We start from the raw sequence: 15,434 nt of genomic DNA on the forward strand, positions 1-15,434 counted from the left end.
ACCCGAGGGCCACTTGCAACGTGCACGATGTGGCGGTGGGAAAAGGGCCCTCGGGTCATCCCGAGGGCGGAATTGTGGGGCCTTTAGCCCTGCTGGGCGGCAAGCCAGGCCGGATCGGGTTCGATGGCGGTGATGACGTCGATGAGGATGCCGTTGGGATCCTCGACGATCACGTGGCGCTGGCCGAAGACTTCGTCCCGCAGCGGCTGGGCGATCTTGGCGCCCGCTGCTTCGAGGCGCCGCGCCTCGGCTGCTGCGTCCTCGACATAAAAGCTCAGGATGACACCGCTCGAGGGCTTGCGTCCGATCTCGGGGATGCTGTCGTGGTTGAAATCCATGACCGCCATTTCGAACAGGCCCTCGGCTTCGCCCCTGAGGTGGACATACCAATCGCTTTCGAAAACGGCGGTGAAGCCGAACATGTCCTTGTAATACTGCGCGGTGGCAGCGACGTCGCGAACCTGGAACAGCGGGAACATGCTGGAAAACTGCATTTGTCGTCTCCTTGTCATCGTCGATTAAAAGATACATACTGCATGTATCAATGTCAATAACATACAGGCAGTATGTATGCAAGAGGCAAGACGCACGCAGGAAGAACGGCGCGAGGCGACGCGCAGGGCGTTGATGGACGCGGCACGGAGCCTGTTCGCGGAAAAAGGCTACGCGGCGACGGGTACGCCTGAAATCGTGGAAGCGGCCGGGGTGACCCGGGGAGCCCTCTACCACCACTTTGCCGACAAGCTGGCACTGTTCGAGGCGGTGGTCGAGGATGAGCATCGCGCCGTCGCGGAGGCGATCACCGCTGTCGCCGACGGCGCCGAGGCTCCATCAGACATGATCGATGCGCTGGTCGCGGGCGGCGAGGGCTTCCTCAGCGCGATGCAGGACGAGGGCCGGCGCCGCATCATGCTGATCGATGCGCCGGCGGTTCTAGGCCGCGAGGCGCTCGACGCCATCAACCAGCGGTTCGGCCAGCAGACGCTGACGGAGGGCGTGCGCTGCGCGGTCGAGGCCGGGGTGCTGCGCCCGATGGAGGTCGAGCCGACAGCGCAACTGCTCGGCGCCCTGTTCGATCGGGCCGCGCTTGCGCCAGCAGGCGAACTGCCCGCCTACCGGACGGCCATGGAGGCGGTGATCCGGGGTTTGCGGCGGTAGTCGCGGGCCCCCCGGCCTTGGTCTCTCCGGACCAAAAAAAAAGCGGGACTTTCGTCCCGCTTCTCAGTCCGGTCAGGTGACCAGGAAGATGATGATGATCAGCCAGATCGGCACGCCGAGCAGCCAGAGGGCGAGACCTTTGAACATGATTTCTCTCCTTACGCTCGATTAGAACCGGCGGAACACGTCGGCGAAGACGGTGTTCTTGTCGCGGTGGTTGCCGCCCTTCTGGGCCGCCCAGTAGGCGCCGATGGCCGAGACCAGCGACGAGGCAGCGATCAGGAAGGCCGCGATGATGGCCGTGTTGCGGGCAATACGGGCCGCTTCGATGGCCTGCTGGCGCGCCGCTTCGACATTGGCGCTGACCTGGTCGACGCGCGCCTGGGCCTCTTCCGGCGTCAGGCCGGTATTGGCGGCCACGACATTGGCGAGGTAGGTGCGGTCTTCGGCCGCCACGGTGCCGTCGCCGAGCGCAGCCTGGGCAAAGATGCGGCCGGCTTCGTCGCGAACCAGCGTGGTGTCACCGGTGGCCGGGGTTTCCGTGCGGAACAGGGTATCGACGAAATAGGCGTTGGGATCGACCACATTGCCCGCTTCGTCGGCCGCGTTAGAGGCTGCGACGGTTGCGGTGGCGACCGCGGAGCCGGCAGCGTTGGCGAAGGCTCCGATGCCGCCGACGGCGAGAACCGCACCGACGATCAGCGCACCGCCCCAGACCAGCAGACCATGGGCGCCGTCACGGACGTCGCTTTCGTCTTCATTGGCATCGAAATGGCGGCGGCGCAGGCGGCCGGCGAGATAGCCACCTGCCATGAAGCTCGAGATCTGCACCCAGAGGAACCAGCTTGCAGCGCCGATGCCGATGAGGATGGCCGGGGCGCCTTCGCGGGAGTTGAAATCGAGGAAGTTGAGGCCGACGGCCGAGCCGAAGCTGATCAGGACGAGCGAGATGGCCGAGGCGAAGACGATGCCGGCGAAGATCGCGGCCCAGTCGACGTAGGAGGCATTCTCCCGGGTAGAGGTTTGGGTTTCGACGACGGCAATGCCGCCAGGTGCATCAATAGCCATGGTGATGATCCCTCCCTGCCGTTCAGGCGAGGCCGATGAAGGACAGGATGGCCATGACGATGACCACGAGACCGACGAGATAAATGATGGAATTCATGGGATAGCCCTCTTCGTGTTGACGCTTTTCGAGTGACGCTGCTGCCCCAACGGCACGAGGGCGGATTTTGTTCCGAATGGGGCAAGACACTGGCAGAACGGCGAAAAACAAAACGGGCGGGGATCGCTCCCCGCCCGCTGCAATGCCTCCTGGCAGCGCTTACTTGAGCGCGTCGGTGACCACGGTCGTGTAGGCGCCTTCGGGTTCGGCCTTGATGATGCTCTGGTCGAGCAGGGCCTTGGCCGTGCGGTCATAGGTGGCCATGTCGAGGGCCGCATCATCGGCGTCGACGAGCTTGGAAACCTCTTCCACCATGTAGCGCTGGTGATCGAACTCGGCCGCGCCGGTATCGTCCATCTCCACCACGATCTCGGCGGCCTCATCCGGGTTTTCCAGGGCATAGGCCCAGCCCTTCATCGAGGCGCGCACGAAACGGGTATAGGCGTCGACCTTGGCCGGATCGTCGAGGGTGTCCTCCATGACGTAGAGGCCGTCTTCGAGCAGGTCGTTGCCCATTTCGGTATAGTTGAAGATGGTGAGGTTGTCGGGACCGTAGCCGGCATCGAGCGCCTGGCCGTATTCGTTGTAGGTCATGACCGAGATACAGTCCGCCTGGCCCTGGATCATGGGCTGGATATCGAAGCTCTGCTGCAGCACGGTGACGCCGCCTTCCGAGCCGTCGGTGGCGAGACCGATCTTGTTCATCCAGGCAAAGAACGGATATTCGTTGCCGAAGAACCAGACGCCCAGCGTATGACCCGGGAAGTCGGCTTCCGAGGTGATGCCGGTTTCGGTCGGGCAGATCATCATCAGGCCCGAGCGCTTGAACGGCTGGGCGATGTTGACCAGCGGCACGCCGTTGTCGCGCGCCGACAGGCCAGCGGCCATCCAGGTGACGATGATATCGGCGCCACCGCCGGCGATCACCTGTTCGGGGGCGATGTTCGGGCCGCCCGGCAGGATGGTGATGTCGAGGTTTTCCTCGTCGTAGAAGCCCTTGGCCTCGGCCACGAGGTAACCGGCGAACTGTGCCTGGGTCACCCACTTGAGCTGCAGCGTCAGCGCGTCGGCGGCCATGGCGGCCGGGGCGGCTGACATGGCCAGCACCCCTGCCATCAACCCTGTGATGATCTTCTTCATTTGCTCGTTCCCTTTTCCCTTTACGTCCGCCCACCACGGACAGACGGATGCCAGAAGGTGACGCCCCTTTCGATGAGGGCGATCACCCCGTAGAAGGCGGACCCCGCGACCGCCGCGACAGCGATCTCCGCCCAGACCAGGTCGATGGCGAGACGCCCCACCCCGGTCGATATCCGGAAGCCCATTCCCACGACGGGCGTCCCGAAGAATTCCGCTACGATTGCGCCGATCAGGGCCAAAGTCGAGTTGATCTTGAGGGCGTTGAATATGAAGGGGCCCGCAGCGGGGAGCCTGAGCTTCATAAGGGTCTGCCAATAGCTGGCGGCATAGGTGGTCATGAGGTCGCGCTCCATGGCCGAGGCGGCATTGAGCCCGGCGACGGTATTGACCAGCATGGGGAAGAACGTCATGGCGACGACGACGGCAGCCTTGGATTGCCAGTCGAAGCCGAACCACATGACCATGATCGGCGCGATGCCGATGATGGGCAGGGCCGACATGAAATTGCCGATGGGCATGACGCCGGCCTTGAGGAAGGGCGAGCGGTCGACGGCGATGGCGACGACGAGGCCGGCGAGGCACCCGATGATATAGCCGGGAATGACCGACTTGATGAAGGTCTGGACGAAATCGGCCCACAGGATGCCGGTTTCGGCGGCAAGGCGCGCGCCGATGGCGGAGGGAGGCGGCAGCAGCACCGGCGGCACGTTGGCGCCGCGGGTGACCACTTCCCACACCACCAGCAGGGCGAGCCCGAACACCACGGGGATCAGGACGCCGGTGCCGGTTTCGGGCAGCCTGCCGGCACGGATGGCGGCGGATAGCCGTTCGACGAAGAGCCAGGCGAAGGCCCAGGCGGCGAACAAGGCCAGCCAGTGGTGAATGGGCATGGTGCCCGCCGGCAGCGACGCGATCAGCGCGACCGCGCCGAACACCGCCATCGCACCGTCGAGCCAGGCGCTCAGCGGCATGACGAGGCGCACCAGCGAGAGTGCCGCCAGCGCGAAGAAGGTCGCGACCAGCGGCGCGGTGCCAAGCGTAGGCAGGCTCATGGCGAACCCGGCGAGGCCACAGCCTGATGCGATCAGCGCCAGGTAGAGCTGGAAATAGGAGAGATCGCGCCTCATGCCCGGGCTCCCATCCTGCGGTTGACGACCCGTTCGGCCGAGCCGACCACCGCAACGAGCACGGCCGCAAGTCCTGCCGCGATGAACAGCGCCGCCCAGATCTGGATGGTCTGGCCATTATAAGACCCGGTCAGCAATCGTACGCCCAGACCACCGCCCGAGGCATTGGACAGTTCGGCGACCACCGCCCCGATGAGGGATATGGCGATGCCGACCTTCATCGAGGCGAAGAGGAACGGCATGGAAGCGGGCCAGCGCAGTTTCCAGAACACCTGCCAGGGATTGGCATCATAGGTGCGCATCAGGTCGAGCTGGATATTTTCGGGCGAACGCAGGCCCTTGACCATGCCGACGACGACCGGAAAAAAGCTCAGATACATCGAGATCAGCGATTTGGGCACGAGGCCGGTGAGGCCGACCGCTCCGAGGCCGACCACCACCATGGGTGCGACGGCGAGAATGGGAATGGTCTGGCTGGCGATGATCCAGGGCATCAGCGACCGATCGGATGCGTCATTGTGGATGATGGCCACGGCCAGGCCCACGCCCAGCCCCGTCCCCAGAGCAAAGCCCAGGAGCGTCGCCGACAGGGTGATCCAGGCATGGTAGGCAAGCGAACGCCGCGAGGTCAGTTCCAGCGCCACGGTCGCGTTCCAGATTTCCCCTACCACCTGATGCGGTGCGGGCAGAACCGGCTTGTCCTGCGACCAGGTCTGCTGGGCGAATTCGGTGAAGGGCACGTTTTCGAGGCCGGCACGACCATTGAGCTGGTTCTGCCAGGGCGCATTCATATGCACGGCCATGACGTACCAGAAGAGGACGATGGCAAGCAGGACCGTGAGCACGGGGAAGACGCGGTTCATGAGCTGAAGACCCCCACCCAACCTCCCCCTGAAGAAAGGGGAGGAGTGCATCGGGTTTGCCGCGAGAACGGGCCGGACACCGGCAGGCCCCTCCCCCGTCTTCCGGGGGAGGCTGGGCGTGGGCGTTTTGGGCTAGCCACCGCCCCCATCATACCGCTCCCTCGTCATAGCTATGCCCTGCCCTCAACCCATCGCGCACCCGTGCGGCGATCTCCAGGAACTCCGGCGTTTCGCGGATGTCGAGCGGCCGCTCCCGTGGCAGCGTGCTTTCGATCACATCGGTCACCCGGCCCGGCCGCGGCGACATGACGACGATCTTGGTCGAGAGATAAACTGCCTCGGGAATGGAGTGCGTCACAAAGCAGATGGTCTTTTGCGTCCTGTCCCAAAGCTTGAGGAGTTCGGAATTGAGATGGTCGCGGACGATCTCGTCCAGCGCCCCGAACGGCTCGTCCATCAGCAGCAGGTCGGCATCGAAGGCCAGGGCGCGGGCGATGGAGGCGCGCTGCTGCATGCCGCCCGAGAGCTGCCAGGGATATTTTTTCTCGAAACCGGCGAGGTTCACGAGTTCCATAGTGCTCCGGATGCGCTCGGCCTGTTCGCTGGCCGAATAGCCCATGATCTCAAGTGGCAGAGCCACGTTCTTCTCGATCGTGCGCCACGGATAGAGCGCGGCCGCCTGGAACACATAGCCATAGGCCCGCGCCTTGCGCGCCGCCTCGGCGCTCATGCCGTTGACGGTGAGCGTGCCAGACGTCGGTTTTTCGAGATCGGCAATGGCCCGCAGGAACGTGGTCTTGCCACAGCCCGAAGGCCCGATGAAGGAGACGAAATCTCCCTTCTCGATGGTGAGGTTGACATCGCTCAAAGCGACAATGTCGCCATCGCCGGTGGGAAAGGTGAGGCCGAGATTCTGGGCGGAGACGACGCTCATGCGGACATCCCCCTCATCCGGCGCTGCGCGCCATCTTCTCCGCGAGAGGGAGAAGAATGGTCCGGTGCTCGGTCGAACTCGGTGCTAATTCCTCTCCCTCTCGGGGAGAGGGTGGATCGGCCAAGGGCCGAGACGGGTGAGGGGGATTTCTCCACGATAACCAAGTGCCGCATCAAACCCCCGTCGCCGGAATACCCGTCCGCTCCACCTTGCGCGGGGCGACCAGTTCCTTCCACTGGCTGAGCGCCCTATTCACAGGGTTCTTCGCTTCGCGCGCCACGAACTTGCCGTGGCCGGGCTCGGCCTTCACCTCGTTCTCGACAATCGACACCTTGCCGCGGCTGAGCACGAAGCGCGGCAGGCCGGTGACTTCAAAGCCCTCGAACACATTGTAGTCGATGACCGACTGCTGGCTTTTCGCCGAAATGGTCTTCTTGCGCTTGGGGTCCCAGACGACGAGATCGGCATCGGCGCCGACCATGACCGCACCCTTCCTGGGATACATGTTGAGGATCTTGGCGATGTTGGTCGAGGTCACGGCCACGAATTCATTGGGCGTCAGCCGCCCGGTATTGACGCCTGCGGTCCAGAGCACCGGCAGTCGATCCTCGAGCCCGCCCGTGCCGTTCGGAATTTTCGCAAAATTGCCGACACCGGTACGCTTCTGCTCCGACGTGAAGGCGCAGTGATCGGTGGCGACGCAGGAGAGCGAGCCCGCCTGCAGGCCAGCCCAGAGCGAATCCTGGTGCTGCTTGTTGCGGAAGGGCGGCGACATCACCCGGCGCGCGGCATGGTCCCAGTCGGCGTTGAAATATTCGCTCTCGTCGAGCGTCAGGTGCTGGATCAGCGGTTCGCCATAGACGCGCATGCCCTTCTGCCGGGCCCGGCGGATGGCTTCGTGCGCCTGCTCGCAGCTCGTGTGCACGACATAGAGCGGCACGCCGGCCATGTCGGCGATCATGATGGCCCGGTTGGTGGCTTCGCCCTCGACTTCCGGCGGCCGCGAATAGGCATGGCCCTCCGGCCCGTTATTGCCTTCGGCCAGGAGCTTGGCCGTCATCGCGGCAACGACGTCGCCGTTTTCGGCATGCACCAGCGGCAGCGCCCCCAAGGCCGCGCAGCGCTGGAACGAGGCGAACATCTCGTCGTCGTTCACCATCAGCGCGCCCTTATAGGCCATGAAGTGCTTGAACGAGGTGATACCGCGATCAACCACCTCGGCCATTTCGTTGAACACCTGCTCGCCCCACCAGGTGATGGCCATGTGGAAGGAATAGTCGGCGCTGGCCTTGCCGGTCTTGTTGTCCCACATCTTGAGCGCTTCGAGCAGGCTCTGGTCCGGATTGGGCAGACAGAAATCGACGACCATGGTGGTTCCGCCCGCGAGGCCCGCCCGCGTGCCGCTCTCGAAATCATCGGCCGAATAGGTGCCCATGAACGGCATTTCGAGATGCGTATGCGGATCGATGCCGCCGGGCATGATGAGGCAGCCCGTGGCATCCAGCACTTCGTCGCCGAAAAGATTCTTGCCGATCTCGACGATCACATCGCCCTCGATCCGCACATCGGCCTCGTAGGAGAGATCGGCGGTGACGACGGTGCCGTTCTTGATGACTGTGCTCATGGATTCCCTCTTGATGCTGAGGCCCCCTCATCCGTCTCGCCCTGCGGGCGAGCCACCTTCTCCCCGAGAGGGAGAAGAACGGACCGTGCCTGATTGAGAAATTGTGCGCCGGCGGCAGCGCGAACGCCTCTTATTCCTCTCCCACTCGGGGAGAGGGTGGCCGGAGCGAAGCGGAGGTCGGGTGAGGGGGATTTTTCAATCACCCCCAGGATCAGTTCGCAGACCATGTCGCGATGATTCAGCACTTCGTCGTTCCAGAAGCGCACAACGGAATAACCCTCGGCATTGAGAAAGGCCGTGCGCGTTACGTCCGCTGCATTCTCGGCATGCTGCCCGCCATCGAGTTCGACGATCAGTGCTGCCTCACGGCAGGCAAAGTCAGCGATGTAAGGTCCCACTGGAACCTGACGGTTGAACTTCCACCCGCCTAAGCCCCGATTGCGCAAAACATACCAGAGCCGATTTTCGGCATCGGATGCAGTCCTGCGCAACTGACGGGGGCGGGTAGTCACCTGCAATCCCCCTCACCGACTCGGCTACGCGGAGCCACCTCTCCCCGAGAGGGAGAGGAATAAGCGGCGCGCGCCGATCTATTCTTCTCCTTCTCAGGGAGAAGGTGGCGCGGAGCGCCGGATGAGGGGGATATCGAAACGAGCGATAATCTCACTCCACGACCTCCGCCGTTTCCACCACCGCGTGGAACAGCACATCGGCTCCCGCCGTCGCCCATTCCCTGGAGATCTCCTCGGCCTCGTTGTGGCTCAATCCATCGACGCAGGGGCACATGATCATGGTCGCCGGCGCGACTTTCGCCGCCCAGCAGGCGTCGTGGCCGGCGCCGGAGATGACGTTCATGTGGCTGTAGCCGAGCTTTTCGGCGGCCGCGCGCACCCGGCCAACCAGGGTGGGATCGAAGGTGACCGGATCGAAATGGCCAATCGCCTCCACCGCGCAACCCACGCCAATCTCGGCGCAGATGTCGGCGGCGCGCTTTTCGATCTCGGCCCGCATGCGATTGAGCTTGTCGATATCGGGCGAGCGGATGTCGACAGTGAACACCACCTTGGCCGGCAGCACGTTGCGCGAATTGGGGGTGAATTTCACCTGCCCCACGCCACCGACGGCGCCCGGCTGGGCTTCCATGGCCACCTCTTGCACCATTTCCATGATGCGCGCCATCGCCAGACCCGCATTGACGCGCATGGTCATCGGGGTCGAGCCGGTATGGGCTTCCTTGCCGGTCAGGGTGAATTCGAGCCACCACAGGCCCTGGCAATGCGTCACCACGCCGATCTGCTTGTCCTCGGCCTCGAGGATCGGACCCTGCTCGATATGGTATTCGAAATAGGCGTGCATTTTCCGCGCGCCCACGGTCTCGTCGCCGACCCAGCCGATGCGTTTCAGTTCGTCGCCGAAGGTCTTGCCATCCATGTCGGTGCGGGCATAGGCGTGCTCGAGCGGGATCACCCCGGCAAAGACGCCCGAGGCTAGCATGGCCGGGGCAAAGCGCGCGCCTTCCTCATTGGTCCAGTTGGTGACGACGATGGGGTGCCTGGTCCTGATGCCCAGATCGTTCATCGTCCGCACGACCTCGAGTCCGGCCAGCACGCCGAGCACGCCGTCATACTTGCCGCCCGTAGGCTGGGTATCGAGATGGCTGCCGACATAGACCGGCAGGGCGTCGGGATCGGTGCCCGGCCGGGTCATGAACATGGTGCCCATCTGGTCGACGCCCATGGTCAGGCCCGCGTCCTCGCACCAGCGCTGGAACAGTTCGCGGCCTTCTTTATCCGCATCTGTCAGGGTCTGGCGGTTATTCCCGCCCGCGATCCCCGGCCCGATCCTGGCCATGTCCATCAGGCTCTCCCAGAGCCGGTCGCCATTGATCCGAAGGTTTTCGCCGGGAGAGGTCATGGATGGGTCTCAGATGCTGGTGGTCGAACAAAAAGCCCCGCCATCGCGACAGGGCGAGGGCAGGGCCGGAAACGTCAGTGTCCTCTCCGCCGGGGAGAGGCGCAGGCGGGTCAGCGATTTGGAGGTGCCGCTGACCATGTCGCGCCTATTTCACGCTCGGGAAGCTGAATTCCGCGCCGCCCTTGATGCCGGCGGGCCAGCGGGTGGTGACGGTCTTGAGCCTTGTGTAGAAGTGGATGCCTTCGGGCCCGTAGATGGAGTGATCACCGAACAGCGAGCGCTTCCAGCCGCCAAAACTGTGATAGGCCACCGGCACCGGGATCGGCACGTTGATGCCCACCATGCCCACTTCGATCTTGTCGGCGAATTCGCGCGCGGCGTCGCCGTCGCGGGTGAAGATGGCCGTGCCATTGGCATATTCGTGGCCGTGGATCAGGTCGACCGCGTCCTTGAAGCTGTCGCGGCGCACCACCGAGAGCACCGGCCCGAAGATCTCTTCCTTGTAGATCTTCATGTCCGGCTCGACGTTGTCGAACAGCGTGCCGCCGACATAATAGCCGTTCTCGTAGCCCTGCAGCGTGAAGCCGCGGCCGTCGACGACGAGCTCGGCGCCCTCTTCGACACCGCTGTCGATGTACCCCAGGATCTTGTCGCGGTGCATCTTTGTGACGACAGGACCCATTTCGGCGTCCTTGTCGGTCGCCGGGCCGATTTTCAGACTTTCGACCCGCGGCTTGAGCTTGGCAACGAGTGCATCGGCCGTGTCCTTGCCCACCGGCACGGCCACCGAAATGGCCATGCAGCGCTCGCCGGCCGAACCGTAGCCGGCGCCCATCAGCGCGTCGGCCGCCTGGTCGAGATCGGCATCGGGCATGATGATCATGTGGTTCTTGGCCCCGCCCAGGGCCTGCACGCGCTTACCGGCCTTGGTGCCGCGCTGGTAGACATATTCGGCGATCGGGGTCGAGCCGACGAAGCTCACGGCCTTGATGTCGGGATGGTCGAGAATGCCGTCGACCATTTCCTTGTCGCCATGGACGATATTGAGGATACCCTCGGGCAGCCCGGCTTCCATGAAGAGGTTCCAGGCCAGCATGGGCGCGCTGGGGTCGCGCTCGGAGGGCTTCAAAATGAAGGCATTGCCGCAGGCGATGGCCGCCGGATACATCCACATCGGCACCATGGCCGGGAAATTGAACGGGGTGATGCCGGCCACGACGCCGAGCGGCTGACGGTCGGAATAGCTGTCGATATTGGGGCCGACATTGCGGCTGAATTCGCCCTTGAGCAGGTGCGGAATGCCGCAGGCGAAATCCACGCAGTCGATGCCGCGCGCCACTTCGCCCAGCGCGTCGTCATGCACCTTGCCGTGTTCCTTGGAGATCTCGCGCGCCAGATCGTCGGCATACTGGTCGAGCAGCGCCTTGAACTTGAACATGACGCGCGCCCGCTTCATCGGCGGGGTGGCGCCCCAGGCGACCTGCGCCTTGACCGCATTGGCGACGGCGGCGTTCAGCTCGTCTGATGTCGAGAGCGGCAGTTCGGCGGATTGTTCGCCCGTTGCCGGATTGAACACCGGCACGCGGCGGGTCGAGGATGAAACATAACGCTTGCCGGCAACGGCGTTTTCGATGACCTGCATCAGGGCATGCCCTCCAGTTTGAGAACGTTCATTCTATATTTTCTGGTATAGAATGTTTGTTCCATTTCACTCAAGCGTCTTGAGGATGCCCGACAGGGTCGAGACGATTTCGCCGATCTGCGATTCCGAGATGATCAGCGGTGGCGAGAGCGCGATGATGTCGCCGGTGGTGCGGATCAGCAGTCCCTGCTCGAAGGCCTTGAGGAAGGCCGCGAAGGCGCGCTTGGTCGGCTGCCCGTCGATGGGCTGCAGCTCGATCGCGCCGACGAGCCCGATATTTCTGATGTCGATGACATGCGGCAGGCCCTTGAGCGAATGCAGAGCATCTTCCCAGACCTTGGCCAGTTCGGCGCCGCGCGTCAAAAGGCCTTCGTCCTTGTAGGTCTCGAGCGTCGCCAGCCCTGCCGCCGAGGCAATCGGATTGCCCGAATAGGTGTAGCCGTGGAAGAACTCGATGACGTGTTCGGGCCCTTGCATGAAGGCGTCGTGGATCTCCTTGGAGACCATGACCGCACCCATGGGGATGACGCCGTTGGTCAGGCCCTTGGCCGTCACCATGATATCGGGCACGACACCGAAATAGTCGGCGCCGAATGGCGTGCCGAGACGGCCGTAGCCGGTGATCACTTCGTCGAAGATCAGCAGGATGCCGTGCTTTTTGGTGATGTCGCGCAGGCGCTGGAGATAGCCCGGTGGCGGAATGAGCACGCCGGTCGAGCCGGCGACGGGCTCGACGATGACGGCGGCGATGGTCGAGGCGTCGTGCAGGGTGACGATGCGCTCGAGCTCGTCGGCAAGGTCGACGCCATGCGTAGGCTCGCCGCGCGAGAAGGCATTCTTGGCAAGGTTATGGGTATGGGGCAGGTGATCGACGCCCGTCAGCAGCGTGCCGAACATCTTGCGGTTGGTGACGATGCCGCCCACCGAAATGCCGCCGAAATTGACGCCATGGTAGCCGCGCTCGCGACCGATGAGCCGGGTCCGCGAGCCCTGCCCGATGACCTTCTGGTAGGCCAGGGCCACCTTGAGGGCGGTCTCTACCGATTCCGAGCCGGAATTGGTGAACAGCACGTGGTCGAGACCTTCCGGAGCCAGGTCGACAAGGCGATTGGCGAGCTCGAAGGCCTTGGGATGACCCATCTGGAAGGCAGGGGCGTAGTCGAGCTCGGCCGCCTGGTTGGCGATGGCTTCGACGATCTTGGGGCGCGCATGCCCGGCATTGACGCACCACAGGCCCGCCGTGCCGTCGAGCACCTGGCGCCCGTCCGAGGTGGTGTAGTGCATGTCCTTGGCGGCGACGAACATGCGCGGCGCCTTCTTGAACTGCCGGTTTGCCGTGAAGGGCATCCAGAACGCGCTGAGATCGTTCGGCGCAACGTTGGATGATGTGGGCACTTGGCTCTCGCTCCCGATGATTTTGGCCCGGTCAACAATTGGCTCTTGACGGACCGTCCCGAACCCCGGAAATTTTGACCAGTTGGAAAAATGTTAGCATCCCTACACATTCCCGCAAGGCGAAAATGGCCCCCCGAAATCTGAAAGCCGCCGAGCACACCGTTTCTGCCGCCAAGCGCCAGCACAAGGCCGATGCCAAGGCAGCGACGGCCCATCCGCGGCCGCTGACGCGGATCCAGAAGGAAAAGCAGGACATCATTCTCGAAGCGGCGCTCGAGGTCTTCGCCGTGCACGGGTTCCGGGGCGCCACCATCGACCAGATCGCCGAGGTGGCGGGAATGAGCAAACCCAACCTGCTCTATTATTTCCCGAAAAAGGAAGAGATCCACCGTCGGCTGATCGCCGCGCTGCTCGACACATGGCTGGCGCCGCTACGCGATTTCGACGAGGACGGCGACCCGTTCACCGAAATCCGCTCCTATATCCGCCGCAAGCTTGAAATGGCGCGCGACTTCCCGCGCGAAAGCCGGCTCTTCGCCAATGAAATGCTGCAGGGTGCGCCCCGCATCAGCGAAATGATCGAGATCGACCTCAAGGGGCTGGTCGATGAAAAGGCGAAGGTTCTGCTGACCTGGATGGATCAGGGCAAGCTGGCGCGCACCGATCCCTACCACCTGATCTTTTCGATCTGGGCCACCACCCAGCACTATGCCGACTTCGACGTGCAGGTGCGGGCGGTCCTGGGCAAGGGCCGCAATGGCGAGGGACGTTTCGAGGATGCGGCGCGCTATCTCGAACAGCTGTTCATGCATGGCCTCACGCCCCGGCCACGCCCGGGCGCCGCGGGCTGATCGTCAGGCGGCGTCGCGCGCCTGCGCCGAGCCCTTGCGCCCGCCCGATGACTGACGGCGCTTGTCGCCGCTGAAGCAGAAGGCTGAGCCAGCCATGCGCTTTGCTTCATAGAGCGCCCGGTCGACGCGCTTGAGCAGGGCCGCGGGCGGATGAGCACCACCATCTTCGACGAGGCCAATACTGACGCCGACCGTGACATTGGCCCCGACCGCATGGATCGGACGGCCGACCGCCGCGATACAGTCGCGCGCCAGTTGCGCCAGTGCGGTGCGCGGATCGTCGCGGCGCACCACGGCCACGAATTCGTCGCCGCCGACGCGGGCGAGGATTTCGCCGGGCCGCAATTGCAGCGCCAGTCGCTGTCCGATCTCGATCAGGGCCAGATCGCCGGCGTGGTGCCCGAAGAGATCGTTGATGGGCTTGAAACGATCGAGATCGAAAGCCAGCACCGAGAAGGCGGCACCTTCGTCCGCAAGGCGTGACAGTTCTTCGTCCAGCGCCAGGCGGTTGGGCAGGCCGGTGAGGTGATCGCGCAGCGCCTGCCGTTCGGCGTCGCGCCGCTGCCGCTCCAGCCTCCGCACATAGCGCAGCATGGCGAGGAGGCAGATCAGCACCATGGCGATCAGGCCCAGGATCAGCGGTACCCGCGTCGGCGCATGGGTTTCGAACAGGATCTTGCCCGGCCGCTCGGCGCGCCAGGACAGGAACTGGCCGCCCAGGGGTTCACCGAGCAGCGGGATGGATTGCATGTCCTCCCCGGCCGCGGGCTGCGGCGCGAGCGTCAGCGCGCGCAGCCCTGCAACGCGGCCCATGGCGGCAATGGCGGCCGGCAACTGGTCGGCCGGCAGATGGGGGATGATCTCGGCGATGCGGGTCGCGCGCATGCGCTCCTCGGCCATGGAGAGTTCGTCCGTGGTCGACATCACATGCAGCACTGAAACGAACAGGGCCGTGCAGGCCAGCACGGCGCTGAGGAATGCACCCAGCACCAGCAGCCGGATAGGCGCCAGCGCCCGGCCAGGATCGGAATCCTTCGCGTTGAGGCGGGGTTTGATGTTCATGTCCACGTAGTGGGTATGCGTCCGCCCCCATGATCACCCGCCAAAGGTTCGCATCCGGTTAGCGCCGCGACGCTTTTATGCGCGGTCCGCTCTGCTCCGGCGCGACATCAGCGCCAGAGGGCGATCCTCCAGGTCCGTGAAGAAGGCCATCCAGTCCTCCGTGCCGTCACCGTGCCGATGCACGAGGTGAGGCGGTCGCAGAAAGCGGACGCCACGCGCTTCCAGTGCTGCGTGGGTGGCCGAAATATCCTCGACAGTGAAATAGAGGATGGACTGCTCGCCCGCATCGGCTTGCTGCTGGAGATAGAGGCGCATGCCCGCCAGGTCGAAGAACGCCATGCCCTCGAAGATATAGAGCAGCGGCAGGCCCAGGACGTCGCGATACCAGGCCGTGGATTGCGCGACATCGCGCACGGAACGGGCGACCTGCCCGATACCATTGATCCCTGTGGACGACGTCATCTCACCCTCCATGCGATCGGGCCATGATAGCCCCGTCGCAGCGACATCTCCACTCGTCCTTAACTCGGGCCCGACCATGATCGCGTCCTTCCCGCTT

General features: G+C 64.1%; 16 protein-coding genes. 2 read left to right on the top strand and 14 right to left on the bottom strand.

All coding sequences use genetic code 11. The features are described from left to right. Window positions 1–83 precede the first annotated feature (83 nt). Entirely contained in the window at window positions 84–494 is a 411-nt protein-coding gene (locus CCK88_RS14585) for a VOC family protein (RefSeq protein WP_086471314.1), read from the bottom strand. A gap of 76 nt (window positions 495–570) precedes the next feature. On the opposite strand from CCK88_RS14585, the gene CCK88_RS14590 reads away from it, so the two are divergent. Further along, on the top strand, window positions 571–1,158 hold the full coding sequence (locus tag CCK88_RS14590) for a TetR/AcrR family transcriptional regulator (protein ID WP_086471315.1): 588 nt from the start codon (window positions 571–573) through the stop codon (window positions 1,156–1,158). Window positions 1,159–1,326: 168 nt separating this feature from the next. Here CCK88_RS14590 and CCK88_RS14595 read toward each other — a convergent pair whose 3' ends face one another. From CCK88_RS14595 to aptA, 11 genes are all read right to left on the bottom strand, one after another. Then, window positions 1,327–2,226 carry a hypothetical protein gene (locus CCK88_RS14595; RefSeq protein ID WP_086471316.1) on the bottom strand — a complete coding sequence of 300 codons (900 nt, stop codon included), beginning with the start codon at window positions 2,224–2,226 and terminating at the stop codon, window positions 1,327–1,329. Between the two features lie 22 nt (window positions 2,227–2,248). Continuing rightward, the gene (locus CCK88_RS18505; protein WP_170926480.1) at window positions 2,249–2,413 is read right to left on the bottom strand and encodes a hypothetical protein; all 165 of its coding nucleotides are present in this window, start codon (window positions 2,411–2,413) and stop codon (window positions 2,249–2,251) included. Between the two features lie 69 nt (window positions 2,414–2,482). Continuing rightward, a complete protein-coding gene (locus tag CCK88_RS14605) occupies window positions 2,483–3,463 on the bottom strand; it encodes an ABC transporter substrate-binding protein (protein WP_086471318.1) in 981 nt (326 codons plus the stop codon). A 20-nt stretch (window positions 3,464–3,483) separates the two neighbouring features. Further along, a complete protein-coding gene (locus tag CCK88_RS14610; protein ID WP_425290642.1) occupies window positions 3,484–4,353 on the bottom strand; it encodes an ABC transporter permease in 870 nt (289 codons plus the stop codon). A 233-nt stretch (window positions 4,354–4,586) separates the two neighbouring features. After that, window positions 4,587–5,453, bottom strand: a complete 867-nt coding sequence (locus tag CCK88_RS14615; RefSeq protein WP_244557553.1) for an ABC transporter permease — start codon at window positions 5,451–5,453, stop codon at window positions 4,587–4,589. A 148-nt stretch (window positions 5,454–5,601) separates the two neighbouring features. Further along, window positions 5,602–6,387, bottom strand: coding sequence for an ABC transporter ATP-binding protein (locus tag CCK88_RS14620; protein ID WP_086471320.1), 786 nt, complete (start codon window positions 6,385–6,387; stop codon window positions 5,602–5,604). Between the two features lie 172 nt (window positions 6,388–6,559). Further along, window positions 6,560–8,011 carry a dihydropyrimidinase gene (gene hydA / locus CCK88_RS14625; protein ID WP_086471321.1) on the bottom strand — a complete coding sequence of 484 codons (1,452 nt, stop codon included), beginning with the start codon at window positions 8,009–8,011 and terminating at the stop codon, window positions 6,560–6,562. Next, a complete protein-coding gene (locus CCK88_RS14630) occupies window positions 8,008–8,523 on the bottom strand; it encodes an endonuclease domain-containing protein (protein ID WP_244557554.1) in 516 nt (171 codons plus the stop codon). The genes hydA and CCK88_RS14630 overlap by 4 nt, the downstream gene beginning before the upstream one ends. Window positions 8,524–8,674: 151 nt before the next feature. Then, on the bottom strand, window positions 8,675–9,925 hold the full coding sequence (locus CCK88_RS14635) for a Zn-dependent hydrolase (protein WP_086471323.1): 1,251 nt from the start codon (window positions 9,923–9,925) through the stop codon (window positions 8,675–8,677). Between the two features lie 145 nt (window positions 9,926–10,070). After that, window positions 10,071–11,567 carry a CoA-acylating methylmalonate-semialdehyde dehydrogenase gene (locus CCK88_RS14640; RefSeq protein ID WP_086471324.1) on the bottom strand — a complete coding sequence of 499 codons (1,497 nt, stop codon included), beginning with the start codon at window positions 11,565–11,567 and terminating at the stop codon, window positions 10,071–10,073. 66 nt (window positions 11,568–11,633) lie between these two features. After that, window positions 11,634–12,914 (bottom strand): omega-aminotransferase AptA, encoded by a 1,281-nt coding sequence (aptA, locus tag CCK88_RS14645; protein WP_086471325.1) that lies wholly within the window; start codon window positions 12,912–12,914, stop codon window positions 11,634–11,636. A gap of 173 nt (window positions 12,915–13,087) precedes the next feature. Between aptA and CCK88_RS14650 the strand changes: the two genes are divergently transcribed. Next, a complete protein-coding gene (locus CCK88_RS14650) occupies window positions 13,088–13,813 on the top strand; it encodes a TetR family transcriptional regulator C-terminal domain-containing protein (protein WP_086471326.1) in 726 nt (241 codons plus the stop codon). A gap of 3 nt (window positions 13,814–13,816) precedes the next feature. On the opposite strand, the gene CCK88_RS14655 is transcribed toward CCK88_RS14650, so the two are convergent. Both CCK88_RS14655 and CCK88_RS14660 read right to left on the bottom strand, forming a co-directional pair. Beyond that, window positions 13,817–14,875 (bottom strand): GGDEF domain-containing protein, encoded by a 1,059-nt coding sequence (locus tag CCK88_RS14655; protein ID WP_086471327.1) that lies wholly within the window; start codon window positions 14,873–14,875, stop codon window positions 13,817–13,819. 75 nt (window positions 14,876–14,950) lie between these two features. Continuing rightward, window positions 14,951–15,337, bottom strand: coding sequence for a VOC family protein (locus tag CCK88_RS14660; RefSeq protein WP_170926506.1), 387 nt, complete (start codon window positions 15,335–15,337; stop codon window positions 14,951–14,953). Window positions 15,338–15,434 lie beyond the last annotated feature (97 nt).

It is taken from the genome of Devosia lucknowensis (genome assembly GCF_900177655.1).
GTDB lineage: Bacteria > Pseudomonadota > Alphaproteobacteria > Rhizobiales > Devosiaceae > Devosia > Devosia lucknowensis.